Raw genomic sequence first — 17,161 nt, forward strand, 5'->3', positions numbered from 1 at the left:
CCGCCATCGTCGGCCGTCTCGCCCGCGGCGATGGGCCACATCGAGGCCGGCGCCGACTCCTGGGGCTCGCCAGGGCCCGGGAAGCGCGATGGTCCGGAAAATAAGACTTCCTTGACAATATAATTTGTCGGCCATAGTCTGTGGTCATGCAGGACATCGCCGTGATCGAGGACCCGGCCGCCGCCGAGGTCTCACTGGACCCCATCCGGGCCCGGCTGCTGGCCGAGCTGAGCGAGCCCGGCTCCGCGACCATGCTGGCCGCCAAGGTCGGCCTGTCCCGGCAGAAGGTCAACTACCACCTGAAGACGCTCGAGGCGCACGGGCTCGTCGAGATGATCGAGGAGCGGCGCAAGGGCAACGTCACCGAGCGCATCATGCGTGCGACCGCCGCCTCCTATGTGATCTCCCCGATCGCGCTGGCGTCGGTCGAGCCCGACCCGGCCCGCTCACCCGACCAGCTGTCGGCGGGCTGGCTGCTGGCCGTCGCGGCCCGGCTGGTCCGCGACGTCGGCGCGCTCATCACCGGCGCAGCCCAGGCGCGCAAGCGCGTCGCGACCTTCGCGATCGACGGCGAGGTGCGCTTCGCCTCGGCCGCCGACCGGGCCGCGTTCGTCCAGGAGCTCACCGGGGCCGTCACGGCCCTGGTGTCCAAATACCACGAAGAGTCCGCCGAGCGCGGCCGCGACCACCGAATCGTCGTCGCGGTCCACCCGAGCACGAAGGAATCCACATGACGCACCCGTTCGAGCTGAGCCAGGAAATCGAACTCGGCGCCACCCCCGAGCAGGTCTGGGACGCGATCGCGACCGGCCCGGGCGTCGACTCCTGGTTCATGGGACGCACCGAGCTCGGCACGTCGGTTGGAGGTCCCGCCGGCCTCACGATGATGGGCCACACCCAGCAGGCCACGATCACCGCCTACAAGCCGGGCTCCCGCCTCGCGACCCGCAGCGCGCAGGCCCCCGACGGCCAGTTCATGGCGATGGAGTATCTCATCGAGGGGCGCGACGGCGGCACGGCCGTGCTGCGGCTCGTGCAGAGCGGCATGCTCGGCGACGACTGGGAGACCGAGTTCGAGGCGATGAAGGCCGGCTGGCCCATCTACCTGGAGACCCTCAGGCAATACCTCGCGCACTTCGCCGGCCGCACCCCGTTGGTCACCACGATCTTCCGGCCCGGAGCGGGCGGCCCGGACATCGTCTGGAAGATCGTCACGGAGTCGCTGGACGTCACGCCGGACGTCGGCGAGGGCGACGAGGTGCGGCTCCCGGACGGCTCCGCCGGGGTCGTCTACTACGCGAACCTGCCCGTCAACCTGGGCGTCCGTACGGCCGACGGCCTGTACCGGTTCATCCACTCCGGCACCGCCCGCGGCGACGCCATCGTGCTCGGCCACCAGAACTTCGCGGGCCGTGACGAGCAGGCCGAATGGGAGGCCTGGATGGCCGAGCGCTTCGGCTGACCGGCCGGTCCCGACCGGCGACGATCCTGGCTGTCCGTGAGAGCGTCGCCACTGAATGTGCCCGTCGGGAGCAAGGCCTTCGAGACGGCCGTCCTCGGCGGTTCTGGAGTTTTTTCCGGTCCGGCCCGCGCGGGCCCGAATGCCGCGTGCGGGCCCGGATCCGGGCCCGCGGAGCCACTCAACCGATGCCCGGATCGCACCGGCCGGCTGCTCCACGACGATGGGCCGACGGCCTGAGCAGGGATAATGGCGATGTGAGTTCCGACGAACTGGCCCGTTTCCTGCGCTCCCGACGCGCGGCGATACAACCCGACGAGATCGGTCTGGGTGCCCGATCACGCCGGCGCACCCAGGGGCTCCGGCGCGAGGACGTCGCCGAGCTGGCCACCATGTCGGCGGACTACTACCGCCGTCTGGAACAGGCCCGCATCGGGCCGCCGTCGCCGCAGATCCTGGACGCCCTGGCGCGAGCTCTGTGCCTGACCGCCGACGAACGTGACTACCTGTACCGGGTCGCCGACCGCGAACCACCTCCGCGGCCCGCGCTCAGCCGGCACGTCGCTCCCGCGCTGCAGCAGCTCGTCGCCGGGCTGGGCGACTCCCCGGCCCAGGTCATGACGCTCCTCGGTGAGACGATCATCCAGAACCCGGCGGCCGTCGCCCTGCTCGGCGATCACTCGATCTACACCGGCGACGCCCGCAACAGCACCTACCGCTGGTTCACCGACCCGGCCTCGCGGTCGATCCACCCGCCCGAGGAGCACGAAGAGGAGAGCTGCGCCCGGGTGGCCGAGCTCCGCGCGCGGTCGGTGCACGTCGGCGACTCGGAGGCCGACCGGCTCATCGGCACGATCCGCGCCCGCAGCCCCGAGTTCGAGCGGATGTGGCAGGAACAGCGGGTGGCGCTCTGCCGATCCGGCACCAAGACCCTGGTGCACCCCGAGGTCGGCATGCTCGACCTGGAATGCCAGATCCTCAGGACCGAGGGCCTCGGGCAGCTGCTCGTCGCCTTCACCGCGGCCGCCGGCAGTCGTGCGGCCGGACAGCTGCGCGAGCTCTCGATCGCCCACGCCAGGCAGCCGGCCAGACGGCATCGGCACACCGTCGCGAGAACAGGTCGAAGGCCCACGTCGGCCTGACGACCGAATCGGCACACCGTCGTGAGAACAGGTCGAACGTCTCCGTCGGCCTGACGACCGGCGAACACCCCGCCGACTCGGGGCAGGCCGTACGGCGGCGAGGAGATGTGGCCCGAGAGCCGGCCTCCCGGTCACATCGGCTGAATTTCGCGGGTCTACTGTTACGACACCCCGCGAGTAAGGAATGTGACACGGTGGATGAGCGCGAACGGCTGACCGAGCGTTTCGAGGAGCATCGGACTCATCTGCGAGCGGTGGCCTACCGGATGCTCGGCTCGGTGAGCGAGGCCGATGACGCCGTGCAGGAAGCCTGGCTGCGTTTCAACCGCGCCGACACCGGCGCCGTGGAGAACCTCGGCGCGTGGCTGACCACGGTGGTCGCGCGCGTGTGCCTGAACGTGTTGCGCTCGCGCGAACAGCGGCGCGAAGAACCTCTCGAGGCGCATACGCCCGACCCGGTCATCAGCCACGATGACGGCAGCGACCCCGAGGCGGAGGCGTTGCTGGCCGACTCGGTCGGGCTGGCACTGCTGGTGGTGCTCGACACACTGACGCCGGCCGAGCGGTTCGCCTTTGTGCTGCACGACATGTTCGCCGTGCCCTTCGAAGAGATCGGCCCGATGATCGAGCGTTCCCCGGCCGCGACCAGACAGCTCGCGAGCCGCGCCCGCCGCCGGGTCAAAGGGGTCGCCTCGGTGCCCGCCGCCGATCTGACCCGCCAGCGCCGAGTCGTCCAGGCCTTCCAGGCCGCCTCACGGGGCGGGGACTTCGACGCGCTGGTCGCACTGCTCGATCCGGACGTGGTGTTCCGCGCCGACCGGGCGGTCGGCCCCACCCCCGCACCCATCGTGCTCCACGGTGCCCACGCCGTGGCCAAGGGCGCGTCCGTCGCCGCGGAGCGGGTCCGGTTCACCCAACCGGCGCTGATAAACGGGGAGGTCGGACTCGTGATGGCCCCCCGTGGACGGCTGTTCCTGGTCCTCGTCTTCACGATCACCGATAGCAAGATCACCGAAATCGACGTGATCGCGGAACCGGATCGTCTCCGACAACTCGATCTCGCCGTTCTCGACGCCTGACACGACGCCCGCATGCCGCGTGCCGACACGCGGCATGCGGGACGTGGGCCGGTCACGACGAGCCCAGCACGCATGGCTTTTTGTGGTGAAAGCGGTCCGCGAAGGCGTCTTGTATGTTTTTCTTCTTTGCCGTGTTCCCCGGGAGTCTTTTTGACCAGGCAGTTCTTCTTCGCGACAACCGGCGACCGCGTTCCCGATGAGCTGGCCGCGTACGTCGCCCACTGCGACGAGCCCACCGGCTACCTCGACTTCGCCCACGTCGGGCCCCCGCTGCGCGCGGCCGTCGACGCACGGCACGCGGCCCTGCGGGTCACGGCCACCTCCGACCCGGTGGGACCACTCGAAGAGATCCGGAAGGAGGCCCGCAGGAGAGCGGCAGCCGTGATCGGCGGCGACGTCGGGGTGACGTTCGCGGCGTCCACCACGGCGGGCCTGTTCGCCACGGCGTTCGGCCTGACCGCCTCCGGCACGCTGCTCGTGCCCGAGGGCGAGTTCCCCGCCAACGCCGTACCGTGGCTCCGGGCGGCCGCGCGGGGTGGCCCGGCCGTACGGCGGGTGCCGCAGGACGCCGGGCGGATCACGGCAGGGGCGCTGCGGTCGGTGCTCGACGCGGGCGTCGTCGGGCTGACCGTGAGCGCGGTCGACTACCGGACCGGGTGGAAGGCCCCGCTCGCCGATCTCCGCGAGGTGCTCGGCCCCGACCGCCTGCTCATCGTCGACGCCATCCAGGGCTTCGGGATCACCGAGCTGGACCTGGACGTCGCGGACGTGGTGGTGGCCGGCGGTCAGAAGTGGCTGCGTTCCGGATGGGGTGCGGCGATCCTCGGAGTACGACCCCGCGCGCTGGAACGGATCGCACCCGATCTGGGCGGCTGGACGGGCCTGGCCGACCCGTACGGGGGGAGCGCCGGAACCGAGCTGGGCGCACCGGCCGCGGGACCGGACCGGCTGCTGATGACCAACACCGACCTGGAGGCGATCGCCGGGCTGCACGCCTCCCTCAGCCTGGTCGTGGAGGCCGGTACGCCGCGACTGTCCGACCGGCTCGGACAGGTCGTCGCCGTGCTGCTCGACGTACTGCGTCACCGCGGCGCGGAAGTCCTCGGCGATGACTGGCCGGAGCGGCGGCGGGCCGGGATCGTATCCTTCCGGTTGCCCGGCGAGGCTCCCGAGGTCACGCTGGCCCGGCTGTCCGAGGGCGGGGTGACCGCGGCCGTCCGCGGTGGGCTGCTGCGGCTCTCGCCCCACGTCTCCACGACGGAGGAGACCGTGCGCCGGTTCGCCGACGCCCTCTGACGACCCCGGCACCCGGCGGGCGCGGCGGGGAGCACCGCAGGCTGCGGCTCGGAAGCATCGAGCTACTGTCTGGTCTTGTTGCGTTTTGGGCGGGGAGGGCGAACATGCTGGACAGGTTGAGCGAGTACTGCGCCGAGGCACTGGCCGAGCACGGCTGCCCGTCGGTCTCGGTCGCGGTGGCCGAGCGGGGCGAGGTGGTCCTTACCGGGGCGTACGGGCTGGCCGACGTCGCCGCCGGGCGTGCGGCCACGCCCGGCACGGTGTACGGGCTGGCCTCCGTCACCAAGCCGATCACGGCGACCGCTGTCTGTCTCGCGGCCGACGAAGGGCTGCTGGACCTGGACGCGCCGGTGCCGGGTGACTTCCGGTGGCCCGCGCCGACGGCGCGTCAACTGCTGCGGCACCGGGGCGGGCTCGGCGCGTACTACGCCTGGGACTACGGCGACGGTGAGCGGCCGATCGACGCGGACCGTTATACGGTGCTGTACCGCAGGCCGGGCACCGGCTTCGTGTACGCCAACCTCGGCTACCGGCTCCTGGGCCGGTTGCTGGAGACGGCCACCGGGCAGGAGCTGGGCGCGTTCGTCCGCGAGCGGGTGTTCGAGCCTCTCGGGCTCACCGGCTGCCATGTCGGACGGACCTACCCGGGCCCGGCGCCGTCGGCGATCCGGTACACGGTCGACGGCCGCGCGTACCCGGACTACGACTGCGGCCACCCCGGCGCCACCCTCGGCTGGGCCCCCGCCGGCGAGCTGGCGCTCTTCGCCCAGTCATACGAGCGCCTGCTGAAGCCGGACACGGCGGCCGCCGTACGGGACGCGCTGCCGATCAACGAGCATGTGGGCTACGGGCTCGGCTGGAGCGTGTCGTACGGCGACGGACCCGTGGTGCAGAGTCACGGCGGTGGCGGGGGAGGGGTGGCGGCGATGGTGGTCGCCGTGCCCGAGCGGCGGCTCTCGGTGGCGGTGTTGTCCAACTCCACGAACAAGGCGGCTCGCGATGCGATCCTGCAGTACGTGCTGGGCACGCTGGTCCCCGGGTACGCGGTCGAGCAGATCACCCCGGTGATCCACGACCCGGTGCGCCCGATGGACCTGCCCGAGGGTCGTTGGGAGGGCCGGATCGGCACCCCCGAGAAGGAGGTGCCGGTCGAGCTGCGGGTGCTGGCCGATCGCCGGGTCGAGCTACGGCTGGACGGCGAGAGTGCCGTCAGCCTGGCTGGCGCGTCTCAGGCCTGGGACGTCCAGGCGACCTTCCCGGTGCAGCTGCCGACCGCCGACGCCCGGATCAACAGCCCCGTCCTGGGACTGGCCCTGCGCCGGGAGGGGGGAGGGCTGACCGGCGTGGCCTACACCTACAAAAACGGCGACGCCGAAGGCCGGCTCGGTAACTTCCTCAGCCACTCCTGCGAGTTGCGTCCGTGCTGACGGGCCGGGCCGCTATCCGACGAGAGTCTGGGTGCCGAGGACGGCGAGCAGCGCGAGCCGTTCGGCGTCCTGGGTGCCGGGCTCGGCTGTGTAGATCATGATGCGCAGGTCGCTGCCCGCGACGCTGAGTACGTCGCAGTCCAGCGTCAGGGGGCCCACCTGCGGGTGCTCGACGGTCTTGCGCGCGGCCTGCTGCCAGCCGACGACGCCCGCGTCCCACAGCTCGGCGAACCGGTCGCTGTTCGTGCGCAACTGCGCGACCAGGCGCCGCAGGTGCTGGTCGGCGGGATACCGGCCGGCGGTCGCGCGCAGGTCGGCGACCAGCCCGGCCTCGAACGCACGATGTGCCTCCGGCGTTTGACGGACCCGGTTGCCCGGGCCGAGGAAGTTGCGCCACACGCCGTTGCGTTCGTTGCCACGCCACCCGGACGGGTCGCCCATGAGCGCCGCGTACAGCGGGTTGGCCATGAGCAGCGTCCAGGCCGCGTCGTAGACCCCGACGGGAGTGCCGGTCAGTCTGTCCAGCATCCGCTGGACGCTCGGGGTGATGTACGCGGGCACCGTCTCGGGTCCCGGCGGTACGAGCCCGGTCATCCGGAACAGGTACGCGCGCTCGTCTCCCGACAGCCGCAACGCCCGGGCCAGGGCCTCGACGACCTGGGCCGACGGGTTGGTCGCCCGGCCCTGTTCGAGGCGGGTGACATAGTCGACGGAGATCCCCGCCAGCAGGGCCAGCTCCTCGCGGCGCAGCCCGGTCGCGCGCCGGTGCCCGCCGGCGGGCAGCCCGGCCGTCTCGGGCAAGACCCGGTCGCGCCAGCGGCGCATCGCCTGCCCGAATTCCGTCGCCTTCATGCCATCAGTAAACACCGCCGGCCGGGGACGTGCCTGGTATCGGCAGTCCCAGGACGGCGGGACGACTGGCTGCCGGTGCCGCCGCACGGAAACCTGGGGGCATGACAACAACACTGATCACCGGCGCGAACAAGGGGCTGGGCTTCGAGACCGCCCGCCAACTCATCGCGGCAGGTCACACCGTCTACATCGGCAGCCGGGACGTAGAACGCGGACGCCGGGCCGCGGAGCGGCTGGGCGCGCGGCTGGTCCGGCTCGACATCACCGACGACGCTTCCGTGGAGGCCGCGGTGAAGGCCGTCGAGGCCGACGGAGGACTGGACGTACTGATCAACAACGCGGGCGTCGAGGAGAGGGGAGCCAACAACGTCGTGATCGGTCCCGCGGACGTGACCGCCGACGTGATGAGGGAGACGTTCGAGACGAACGTCTTCGGCACGGTGCGCGTCATCCACGCGTTTCTCCCGCTGCTGCGGCGTTCCGCCGCCCCGGTCGTGGTCAACGTCAGCAGCAGTCTGGGCTCGCTGACCCGGGTCGCCACCCCCGGCACCCCGACGTACGCCTACCCGGGCGTGGCCTACCCGGCGTCGAAGACCGTGGTCAACGTGATCACCGTGCAGTACGCGAAGGCGTTCCCGAACATGCGCATCAACGCGGTGGAGCCCGGCTTCACCAAGACCGACCTGAATGGGAACACCGGCATCCAGACCGTCGAGCAGGGCGCCGAGATCATCGTGCGCATGGCGCAGGTGGGCCCCGATGGCCCCACCGGAGGCTTCTTCGACGCCGAAGGCACCCTTCCCTGGTGATCTGAACCGGGCGCCATCCTCAGAGGATCATCGTTGATCCGGCCCACTTCCCTCGGGGAGAGTCTGGAGGGGAAGGAGGTCCGGGCGTTTGGCCGTGCGGCCGTCGCCGGAGGAGCGGCCTCGCAGGCGCCTGCCGAGCCAGGGGCCGAGGAAGGCGGCGGCCCAGCGCAGTTCGACGGCCGCGGTGCGCAATCCGGACGTAGTGCAGGTACTCACCGCTGGGCATGAGCCGTCCGCCTCTCCCGCAGGATCGCCGCGCTCCGGTGGCACCAGTCTCGATTGCCCTCCTCGAAGGCGAGACCGCGCAGGCAGGTCAGGTAGGGACCGATCCGTTCGCCGTGGCGCAGGAACTCCTCCTCGCTCCGGTCGCCGCGCATCTGCCGCAGCAGCCCGCCGAACAGCTCGATCTTCGCGTCGGCGAAGGCGGCTCGCTCCGTGAGCTGTGCGATCACCTCATCGGTGTCGACGTGGTCGGCGGCCTGGACGGTGACGAGAAGGTCGTCGCGGATGAAGGAGGGCTTGTTGGCGGTTGCCGCGAACCGTTCCAACTCGGCCAGGCCGGCCTCGGTGACCTTGAAAAGGCGCTTGTTGGGCCGGGTGTCCTGGACCACCTCCCGGCCGGTGACCAGCCCGTCCTTCTCCAGTTTGGCCAGCTCCGTGTACAGCTGCTGAGGCAGGGCGTGCCAGAAGTTCGCCACGCCCAGGTCGAACGCCTTGGCCAGCTGGTATCCGCTGAGCTCCTCGTCCAGCAGTGCCGCCAGCACGGCGTGCCGCAACGCCATCGAGACGCCCTCCTCTTCTCTTTCCAAACGAACCCCTGCCATGATAGTCAATTAAGTGACTAATCGCTTTCTTGACTAAAAAGGTGCAGTCATGACTACCGCAGACCGCTTTCGGGCCGCCGTCGAACATCGTGATCTCGCCGCTTTGAGCGACCTGCTCACCGACGACATCCGCCTGTACAGCCCGGTGACGTTCACCCCCTTCGAGGGCAAGCCCATGGTCATGGGCCTCTTCGGCGTCCTGCTGCGCACTTTCGAGGACTTCCGCTACATCGGGAACCTCGACGGCACCGCCCAGACCAGTGCCGACGGCACCGAGGCCCCCTCGGCCATCCTGCTGTTCCGCGCCACCGTGCGGGGCAGGCAGATCCATGGCATCGACCTCCTCCAGTTCAACGAGGCCGGCCTGATCAAGGAGTTCACGGTGATGGTCCGACCGCGGTCCGCGGTCCACGCGCTGGGCGAAGCGGTCCACGCCGGCCTCGTCGCCGACGGCCTCATCCCGGCATAGGAGGCACTCCAGGCCGGGGCCCCCATGCCTCACGGCGAACGAGACAGGCCAACAGCCGATCGTTGATTTGGCGAGGGAGGCCGGATCGGTCGTGGCGTCGGCGGTTCGGCTGCCGGCAGTCCGGCTCTAAGGGAGGCCGGATCGGTCGTGGCGTCGGCGGTTCGGCTGCCGGCAGTCCGGCTCTACTGGGTCTTGAGCCCCGTCAGCAAGTTCGACCCCGACGCAGACATGGAAAGACTCGATCGACCTGGACGTCACTCCTCGATGTGGATGGCCAGAGCCGGGCAGACCACCGCGGCGTGCCGGACGTCGGCGGCCTGCTCCGCCGGCGGGTCGGGGTTGAGCAGCACGGCGACGCCGTCCTCGTCGCGCTGGTCGAACACCTCCGCGGCGGCGACCACGCACTGTCCGGAAGCGACACACCTGTCCTGGTCGATGGTCACCTTCATGAGATCCCCCTTGTTGTCGTTGTCTGTCTGTCGTGCGAGGAAACGTCGTCTGTCCGCCGTACGAGGAGATGTCACCAGGTCACGGGGAGTTCGTAGACCCCGTAGACGGATCCGTCGTGCTTGAACGGGACCTGGTCCAGATCCGTGGCCAGCCGCAGGGTGGGGATGCGCCGGTAGAGGGTGCTGTAGACGACCTGCAGTTCCATCCGGGCCAGCGGCTGGCCCAGGCACTGGTGCACCCCGAAGCCGAAGGCCACGTGGTGGCGGGCGTCGCGCCGGATGTCCAGCCGGTCGGGATCGGGGAAGGCGCCGGGGTCGCGATTGCCGATGTCGTTGGCCACGATCAGCCCGTCGCCGGCGCGAATGACCTGCCCGTCGATCTCGATGTCCTCCAGCGCGACCCAGCGGCGCCCGTTGTGCGTGATGTGCAGGTAGCGCAGCAGTTCCTCCACCGCCGAGGAGACCAGTTTCGGATCGTCGGCGTCGCGGAGGAGGGCCAGTTGCCCGGGGTTTTCCAGCAGGGCGAGCGTGCCGAGCGCGATCATGTTGGCGGTGGTCTCGTGCCCGGCGATCAGCAGCAGCACCCCCATCTGGGCCGCGCCCTCCCGGGACAGCTCCCCGGTCTTGATCCGCTCGGTGAGCTGGGACAGCATGTCGTCGCCGGGGTTGGCGAGCTTCTCGTCCAGCAGGTCGTTCAGGTAGCCGGCCAGCCGGCCGAGGGCGGCCGACCGCTGCTCGGGCGTCGCGCTCCGCTTGATGATGGTCTTGCTGTTCTCCTGAAAGAAGTCGTGGTCGGCATACGGCACCCCGAGCAACGCGCAGATCACCAGGGAGGGCACCGGCAGGGCGAACGCCTCGACCAGGTCCACCGGTTTCGGCCCGGCGAGCATGGTGTCGATCAGATCGTCCGTGATCTTCTGAACGGCCGGCCGCAGCGCCTCCACCCGCTTGATGGCGAACGGAGCCGTCACCATCCGCCGCAGCCGGGCATGCTCGGGATCGTCCATCAGGATGAAACTGATGGGCGACGAGCCCCTGATGGGGGTCGGGCTCGGATAGCCGGGCCGGGTGACGTCGACGCTGATCCTCGGGTCGGCCAGCAGTGCCCGCTGCTCGGCGTAGCGGGTCACGATCCACGGGGTGCTGCCGTCCCACAGGCGGACCTTGGCGAGCGGGCCCTCCTCCTGCATGGCATGCAGGGCCGGGGGCGGGTCGAACGGGCAGCCCGCCGCCCTGGCCATCGGGTACTCCGGAATTTCGGCGGGGTGCTCACCCGCCGGATTCAACGTGCCGGTCATTGATTCCTCCAATGGAACCTGTGTCGCAACGTGTCTGCGGCAGGCATTGATGCGCGCTTCCCCCGCTGAAGGGTCGGCGCGTCGGACGAGAGCCGAACAGAGTGCTCGGCGGTTGTCGCCGAGGACGGTGCCGGGCCGCCTTTCCCGGCTGTCATCGCAGGGCCGGTGCGAGGTCGGGGAGTGCGTCGACGACCTCCTGTCGGCGTAGGCGGGTCTGTTTGGGCATGTTCCAGCCGAGTACGCCGGTGACCCTGCCGTCGTGGCGGTAGAGAGCGACGAAGCGGCGGCTCGCCAGGTCGCCGTCGGTGACGGTCACCTCGGCGCCGGCGGGCAGCACCCCGTGCACCTGGATCCTGGCGTCGAACTGGTCGGTCCAGAAGTAGGGCACGGGCCTGTAGGGCTGGTCGTCGCCGAGGATGTTGGCCGCGACGGTGTCGGCCTGTTCCATGGCGTTGGTCCGGTTCTCCAGCCGCAGCGAGACGCCGAGCCGGTCGTGATGCCAGCGGGCCACGTCGCCGACCGCGTAGATCCCCTCCGCCGCGCGGCAGCGGGAGTCGCACACCAGCCCGTTGTCCGTCCGCAGGCCGCTGCTCGCGAGCCATCCGGTCGCCGGGTCGGCCCCGATCGCCACCACGACCACGTCGGCCGGCAGCACTTCGCCGGTGTCCAGACATACGCCCGTGACCTTCCCGCGATGGCCGGACAGTCGGCTGACTCCGGCGCCGAGCCGCAGGCGGACCCCGCGCTCGGTGTGCAGTTCGGCGAGCAGTCCCGCGACCAAGGGCCCGACCTGGCTCGTCATGGGGGCCGGCTGAGGGCCGGCCATGGTGACCTCGAGACCCATGCCGTGCGCGGTGGCGGCGATTTCGGCTCCGAGCACGCCCTCCCCGACGACCACGAGCCGCGAGGAGGCCAGCAGATCGGCCCGCAGCGCCAGCGCGTCGTCGAGGGTGCGTAGCACGTGGACCCCGGCCAGATCCGCCTGGCCGGGAAGCGTCCGGGGGCGCAGTCCCGTGGCGACGACCACGGCGTCGGCCCGCAGGGCGCGCCCGGACGCGGTGTGGACGGTGCGTGCGGCCGGGTCCAGGCCGACGGCCGGATCGGCGAGGACAAACTCGGCGTCCAGGGCGGACAGGGCCGCTTGCGGTCGTAGGTGAGCCCGTTCGGGGTCCCAGGCGCCGGAGAGGACCTGTTTGGACAGTGGCGGCCGATCGTAGGGCAGGTGTGGCTCGGCGCCGAGCACGGTCAGGCCGCCCCGGTAGCCCTTGCGCCGCAACGCCTCCGCGGTGGCGAGTCCCGCGGCGGAGGCGCCGACCACCAGAACGCCACAGCCGTCCTCGTTCGCGATGACGTTCATCGTCAGCTCCTCCTCTGCCTGCGATTCGCCGCGCCGCAACGGGTCCGCCGCGGCTCCGTCCCGGTCAGGACACGACCGGTGCCAGCCACAGCCCGACGAGCGCGTCGATCAGTCCGTTCGCGGCGCCGTGCCAGCTGGAACGGGGGGTGGGGGTGCCGTCGGCGAGAGCGCGCTCGCGCTCGGCGCACATGTGCACCATGAGCTGACGGGCCATGTCCTCGCGCTCGGCGCGCACCTCGGCCGGCAGCGAGGGAAGGCACCGGTTCAGCCCGTCGATGATCTGTTGCAGCGAGGGTGAGGTGAGAGACTCCTCGACCATGATCTCGCGGAGTGCAGGATCGGTCATCGCCTGGGCGCCGAACCGGGCGAACCACGTGGGATTGCCCAGGGCGGCCAGATGATCGGTCACCGGGCGCACCAGGCAGCTCACCCAGTCCCGTACATCGGCGGGCTCGCCGATCTCGGCCACCATCCGCAGGCGCAGCCGCTCGATCTGCTTGGCGTGTTTACGCGCGATCGCGCGTACGAGATCGGCTTTGGTGCCGAAGTGGTAGCCGACCGCGGTGTTGTTGCCCTGCCCCGCGGCTTCGCTGACCTGACGGTTGGACACGGCGAACACCCCGTGCTCGGCGAACAACCGCTCCGCCGCCACCAGGATCAGCTCCCGCGTCGCACTGACCTGCTCTGCTCGGACGGTCTTGCCGGTCATGGTCACCACCGCGCCGGAACTTCGCGCGACCCGCCGTCACATCGGCTCACCACGGCCTCCTCGAAAACCGACCTCCAATTCATGATCAGTTAACCCGGCCTGTTAGCTTAAGTCAAGCGACTGATTTAAAATCTACCAAGTCGCGTACTTCCGCAACTGCCAAAAACGGAGACTTTGCCATGCCCCATGTCCCTGAACCTGTAGGGGCATCCGCCCCCCCGCGACCGAATGCCATCGTGATGGTGCTGGCCTTCTCCGGGATCGTGGTCTCGCTGATGCAGACCCTGGTGATCCCGCTGATCCCCCAACTTCCCACGCTCCTGAACGCCAAGGCGTCCGACACCATCTGGGCGATCACCGCCACGCTGCTCGCGGGCGCCGTCGCGACGCCGGTCGTGGGACGACTTGGAGACATGTACGGCAAGCGGCGCATGCTCCTGGTCAGCATTGCCCTGCTGGTTGTCGGTTCGGTCATCGCCGGCCTCAGCAGCACATTGACGCCCATGGTCATCGGACGGGCCCTTCAGGGTCTGGCAGCCGGTGTCATCCCGCTGGGCATCAGCATCATGCGCGACGAACTGCCGAGCGAACGGCTCGGCTCGGCGACCGCGCTGATCAGCGCCTCGCTGGGCGTGGGCGGCGCACTCGGGCTGCCCGCGGCCGCCTTCCTCGCCGAACACGCCGACTGGCACGTGCTGTTCTGGGTGGCGGCGGGTCTCGGCGCCCTCGCCGGCGTACTCGTGCTGACGCTCGTGCCGGAGTCCTCGGTCCGCTCCGGAGGACGCTTCGACCTGCCGGGTGCGGCCGGACTGTCGGCCGCGCTGCTCTGCCTGCTGCTGGCGATCTCCAACGGCGCCGGCTGGGGCTGGGGCAGCGCCCTCACGATCGGCCTGTTCGTCGCCTCGGCCGTCGTGCTGGTGCTGTGGGGCTGGTGGGAACTGCGCACCACTCAGCCGCTGGTGGACCTGCGCACCACCGCACGTCGCCAGGTGCTGTTCACCAACCTCGCGTCCGCCGTGTTCGGCTTCGCGATGTTCGCGATGTCCCTGGTGCTTCCGCAACTGTTGCAGCTGCCGAAGAGCACCGGCTACGGGCTGGGACAGTCGATGATGGTCATGGGCCTGGTGATGGCGCCCTCCGGCCTGGTGATGATGGCCACGGCACCGCTGTCCGCGCTGATCTCGAGGGCCAGGGGCCCCAAGGTGACGCTGATGCTCGGCGCCGTCGTGGTCGCCGCCGGCTACGGCCTGGGCGTCGCGTTCATGTCCACCATCTGGCAGCTCGTGCTCGTCTCCGCCGTGATCGGGGCCGGCATCGGTTTCGCGTACGGAGCGATGCCCGCGCTCGTCATGGGAGCCGTGCCCGTGTCGGAGACCGCCGCCGCCAACAGCCTCAACACGCTGATGCGGTCCATCGGCACCTCGACCTCCAGCGCGGTGGCCGGTGTCGTCCTGGCCCAGATGACCATCACGCTCGGCCCCATCAGCGTCCCCTCCGCGGACGGCTTCCGCCTGGTCATGATCATCGGCTCGGGCGCCGCCCTCGTCGCCCTCGCCTTCGCGGCCTTCCTCCCCGGCCGACGCCCGATCGGCGCCATGCCGGCAACGCACACGGTCGCCGCGACACCCGTCGAAGTGGCTTCATAGCCTAAGAACGGAGCGGGGGCGTGTACGGACCTCTGCGTGAGCAGCCCATATCGGCAGCGCTCCCGTAGGCGAACCAGGGCATGAAGAACTGGGCGGTCGGGCCGACCGCGAGTGCGTACAGCACGGTGCCGCCGCCCACGCTCCCACCGAGCAGCCAGCCCGCGGCGAGCACGGTGATCTCGATCAGGGTGCGGACCAGCCGGATGGAACGCCCGGTCGCGGCGGACGCCCCGGTCATCAGCCCGTCCCGGGGCCCGGGTCCGAAACGCGCACCGACGTAGACGGCGACAGACAATCCATTGAGGAGGACACCGCCGGCGAGCAGGCAGACCCGGGCGGGGAGCCCGAGGTGCTGGGGGATGAGCAGGAGACCGAGGTCGGATGAGTACGCCAGGACGATGATGTTGGCGACGGTGCCGAACCTCGGTCTCTGCTTGAGGGGGATCCACAACAGCAGCACGAGAACACCCAGGACGGCGCTGATCGTGCCGAAGCTCAGGGAGGTGCGGTTCGCCAGTCCTTCGTACAGGACGCTCCAGGGGTTGACGCCCAGCGAGGCCCGGACCATGAGCGAGAGGCTGAATCCGTACAGGGCGAGGCCGATGAACAGTTGGGGCAGGCGTCGCAGCGGACGCTCACCGAGAGAGACATAGGCAAGTGGGGGCGGGCTCATTCGGGACCTGAGCGTGGTCGCGGTGCGATCCTCGTGATCGCCCTCGTAGGGGTCCGTGATGTCCTGTCGCATGCTGGTTGCCTCCACAGTGTGCTCGTGCGCCTTCAAGGCCAATGGAGACGAGTCTGTACAGTGATTGGCCCAGGTAACATGGCCAATCTCAGGGGAGTGGTATGGCCGACTCGAATCCGTCCCCGCGTGCGGACAGGGTGGGGCGCACCGACCGGACTCTGGGGAGCCGACAGCTCGCCGCCATGTTGCCCGACCCGGCCGGAGCGAGGCCCGCCTACCGCCACCTGGCCCAGGCGATCAGCGAGCTGATCCTGGACGGACGCATCGCGCTGCACGTCAAACTCCCCGCCGAGCGTGAACTGGCCACCGCTCTGAGCACCAGCAGGGCCACCATCACCGCCGTGTACGACCTACTGCGAGAGAGCGGCTACGCGCACAGCCGCCAGGGCTCCGGCACCTGGACGGCCCTGCCCGAGGGCCGTACACCCCGCGGCGTCACACGACTCCTCGGGCCCCAGGACACCGCGATCGACCTGGCCAGGGCCGCCCCCGGACTGCCGGAGCAGACGCTCATCGACGCTCTCGTCCAGGTCACCCCTCAACTGGCCGAGCACGCGCACACTCCCGGCTATCACCCCTATGGCCTGCCGGAACTACGCGCCGCCATCGCCGGGCGTTTCACCCAGCGGGGCCTGGCCACCGTGCCCGAACAGATCCTGGTGACCTCCGGCGCCCAGCACGCACTCACGCTCGTCATGGGACTGCTGTTCCGCCCCGGCGACCGGGTCATGGTCGAGAATCCCTCTTACCCGAACGCTCTGGAGGCCATGCGCCGCGCCCGGCTGCGCACCGTGTCGGTCCCCGTGACCGATACCGGCTGGGATATCGAGATCATCGAATCGACCTTGCGTCAGGCGGTGCCCCAGCTGGCCTACCTGATGCCCGACTTCCACAATCCGACCGGCTGCCTCATGCCCGAGCACGAGCGCGTCCGCATCCTGCGTGCCGCTCAGCGCTCCGGTGCCTGGCTGGTCATCGACGAGACCCTGGCCGACCTCGCCCTCGACGTCCCCGCCCCGCCGCCCTTCGCCTCCCACGCCGCGCCCGGTGGAACCGGCCAGGTCATCACCATCGGCTCGATGAGCAAGACCCACTGGGGCGGCCTGCGCATCGGCTGGCTACGCGCCCCCGCGCGGCTCGTCACCGAACTGGCCGGTCAGCGGGTCGCCACCGATATGGGCGGCTCGGTCCTGGACCAACTCCTGGCCCTCGCCCTGCTGGCTCGGTCCGGGGAACTACTGCCTCCCCGCCTGGAACAGATGCGCCTGCAGCGCGCGGCCCTGGCCGAGGCCTTGACCGAGCACATCCCGCGGTGGACCTGGCAACCGCCGCCCGGCGGTCTGTCGCTCTGGGTCGACCTGGGCGAGCCCGTCGCCTCGGCACTGGCCGAGCGGGCGATGGACTACGGAGTGCGGATCGAGAGCGGCGCCTACTTCGCCACCGACCCTGGCATTTTCGAACAACGCCTCCGCATCCCCTACACGACACCTCCGGATACCCTGCGCGAGGCCGTACGCCGCATCGCCACCGCCCTCGCCGATGGCCTCTCGCCTTCGTCCACTACCCGACGACCGCACTGGGTCGCCTGAGAGGGGCCCGC

At 70.3% G+C, this 17,161-nt stretch carries 18 protein-coding genes; 10 read left to right on the forward strand and 8 right to left on the reverse strand.

Annotated features, from left to right (window positions below; all coding sequences use genetic code 11):
- Positions 1-146 precede the first annotated feature (146 nt).
- From CHC08_RS08135 to CHC08_RS52340, 6 genes are all read left to right on the forward strand, one after another.
- Complete coding sequence (locus CHC08_RS08135) at positions 147-734, forward strand: ArsR/SmtB family transcription factor (RefSeq protein ID WP_179281942.1); 588 nt, start codon at positions 147-149, stop codon at positions 732-734.
- The gene (locus tag CHC08_RS08140) at positions 731-1,462 is read left to right on the forward strand and encodes an SRPBCC family protein (protein ID WP_089206578.1); all 732 of its coding nucleotides are present in this window, start codon (positions 731-733) and stop codon (positions 1,460-1,462) included. The genes CHC08_RS08135 and CHC08_RS08140 overlap by 4 nt, the downstream gene beginning before the upstream one ends.
- A gap of 254 nt (positions 1,463-1,716) precedes the next feature.
- The gene (locus CHC08_RS08145) at positions 1,717-2,601 is read left to right on the forward strand and encodes a helix-turn-helix transcriptional regulator (RefSeq protein WP_089206579.1); all 885 of its coding nucleotides are present in this window, start codon (positions 1,717-1,719) and stop codon (positions 2,599-2,601) included.
- Positions 2,602-2,795: 194 nt separating this feature from the next.
- Complete coding sequence (locus CHC08_RS08150) at positions 2,796-3,680, forward strand: sigma-70 family RNA polymerase sigma factor (RefSeq protein ID WP_089206580.1); 885 nt, start codon at positions 2,796-2,798, stop codon at positions 3,678-3,680.
- Between the two features lie 150 nt (positions 3,681-3,830).
- Complete coding sequence (locus CHC08_RS08155; RefSeq protein WP_179281943.1) at positions 3,831-4,976, forward strand: aminotransferase class V-fold PLP-dependent enzyme; 1,146 nt, start codon at positions 3,831-3,833, stop codon at positions 4,974-4,976.
- Positions 4,977-5,080: 104 nt separating this feature from the next.
- Positions 5,081-6,403 (forward strand): serine hydrolase domain-containing protein, encoded by a 1,323-nt coding sequence (locus CHC08_RS52340; protein WP_089206582.1) that lies wholly within the window; start codon positions 5,081-5,083, stop codon positions 6,401-6,403.
- A gap of 12 nt (positions 6,404-6,415) precedes the next feature.
- On the opposite strand, the gene CHC08_RS08165 is transcribed toward CHC08_RS52340, so the two are convergent.
- Positions 6,416-7,255 carry a helix-turn-helix transcriptional regulator gene (locus CHC08_RS08165; protein WP_089206583.1) on the reverse strand — a complete coding sequence of 280 codons (840 nt, stop codon included), beginning with the start codon at positions 7,253-7,255 and terminating at the stop codon, positions 6,416-6,418.
- A 101-nt stretch (positions 7,256-7,356) separates the two neighbouring features.
- On the opposite strand from CHC08_RS08165, the gene CHC08_RS08170 reads away from it, so the two are divergent.
- Positions 7,357-8,064: an SDR family oxidoreductase gene (locus CHC08_RS08170; RefSeq protein ID WP_089206584.1), complete on the forward strand. Its 708-nt coding sequence runs from the start codon at positions 7,357-7,359 to the stop codon at positions 8,062-8,064.
- 27 nt (positions 8,065-8,091) lie between these two features.
- On the opposite strand, the gene CHC08_RS08175 is transcribed toward CHC08_RS08170, so the two are convergent.
- Together CHC08_RS08175 and CHC08_RS08180 are read right to left on the reverse strand one after the other, a co-directional pair.
- Entirely contained in the window at positions 8,092-8,280 is a 189-nt protein-coding gene (locus CHC08_RS08175) for a hypothetical protein (protein ID WP_420823560.1), read from the reverse strand.
- Positions 8,277-8,873 (reverse strand): PadR family transcriptional regulator, encoded by a 597-nt coding sequence (locus tag CHC08_RS08180; protein WP_245878208.1) that lies wholly within the window; start codon positions 8,871-8,873, stop codon positions 8,277-8,279. The genes CHC08_RS08175 and CHC08_RS08180 overlap by 4 nt, the downstream gene beginning before the upstream one ends.
- A 64-nt stretch (positions 8,874-8,937) precedes the next feature.
- On the opposite strand from CHC08_RS08180, the gene CHC08_RS08185 reads away from it, so the two are divergent.
- Positions 8,938-9,357, forward strand: coding sequence for a nuclear transport factor 2 family protein (locus tag CHC08_RS08185; protein WP_089206586.1), 420 nt, complete (start codon positions 8,938-8,940; stop codon positions 9,355-9,357).
- A gap of 254 nt (positions 9,358-9,611) precedes the next feature.
- On the opposite strand, the gene CHC08_RS08190 is transcribed toward CHC08_RS08185, so the two are convergent.
- The 4 genes from CHC08_RS08190 to CHC08_RS08205 all read right to left on the reverse strand — a co-directional run bounded on the left by CHC08_RS08190 (position 9,612) and on the right by CHC08_RS08205 (position 13,170).
- Positions 9,612-9,806 (reverse strand): ferredoxin, encoded by a 195-nt coding sequence (locus CHC08_RS08190; protein ID WP_089206587.1) that lies wholly within the window; start codon positions 9,804-9,806, stop codon positions 9,612-9,614.
- 71 nt (positions 9,807-9,877) lie between these two features.
- Entirely contained in the window at positions 9,878-11,104 is a 1,227-nt protein-coding gene (locus CHC08_RS08195; protein ID WP_089206588.1) for a cytochrome P450, read from the reverse strand.
- Positions 11,105-11,255: 151 nt separating this feature from the next.
- Positions 11,256-12,461, reverse strand: a complete 1,206-nt coding sequence (locus CHC08_RS08200) for an NAD(P)/FAD-dependent oxidoreductase (RefSeq protein WP_179281944.1) — start codon at positions 12,459-12,461, stop codon at positions 11,256-11,258.
- Between the two features lie 64 nt (positions 12,462-12,525).
- Positions 12,526-13,170 (reverse strand): TetR/AcrR family transcriptional regulator, encoded by a 645-nt coding sequence (locus tag CHC08_RS08205; protein ID WP_089206770.1) that lies wholly within the window; start codon positions 13,168-13,170, stop codon positions 12,526-12,528.
- A gap of 179 nt (positions 13,171-13,349) precedes the next feature.
- On the opposite strand from CHC08_RS08205, the gene CHC08_RS08210 reads away from it, so the two are divergent.
- On the forward strand, positions 13,350-14,816 hold the full coding sequence (locus CHC08_RS08210) for an MFS transporter (protein ID WP_089206589.1): 1,467 nt from the start codon (positions 13,350-13,352) through the stop codon (positions 14,814-14,816).
- A gap of 1 nt (position 14,817) precedes the next feature.
- On the opposite strand, the gene yczE is transcribed toward CHC08_RS08210, so the two are convergent.
- Positions 14,818-15,561 (reverse strand): membrane protein YczE, encoded by a 744-nt coding sequence (gene yczE, locus CHC08_RS08215; RefSeq protein WP_218825166.1) that lies wholly within the window; start codon positions 15,559-15,561, stop codon positions 14,818-14,820.
- A 101-nt stretch (positions 15,562-15,662) separates the two neighbouring features.
- Between yczE and yczR the strand changes: the two genes are divergently transcribed.
- The gene (yczR, locus tag CHC08_RS08220; protein ID WP_089206590.1) at positions 15,663-17,150 is read left to right on the forward strand and encodes a MocR-like transcription factor YczR; all 1,488 of its coding nucleotides are present in this window, start codon (positions 15,663-15,665) and stop codon (positions 17,148-17,150) included.
- Positions 17,151-17,161: the final 11 nt, after the last annotated feature.

This window comes from Streptosporangium subroseum (assembly GCF_900188345.1).
Classification (GTDB): domain Bacteria; phylum Actinomycetota; class Actinomycetes; order Streptosporangiales; family Streptosporangiaceae; genus Streptosporangium; species Streptosporangium subroseum.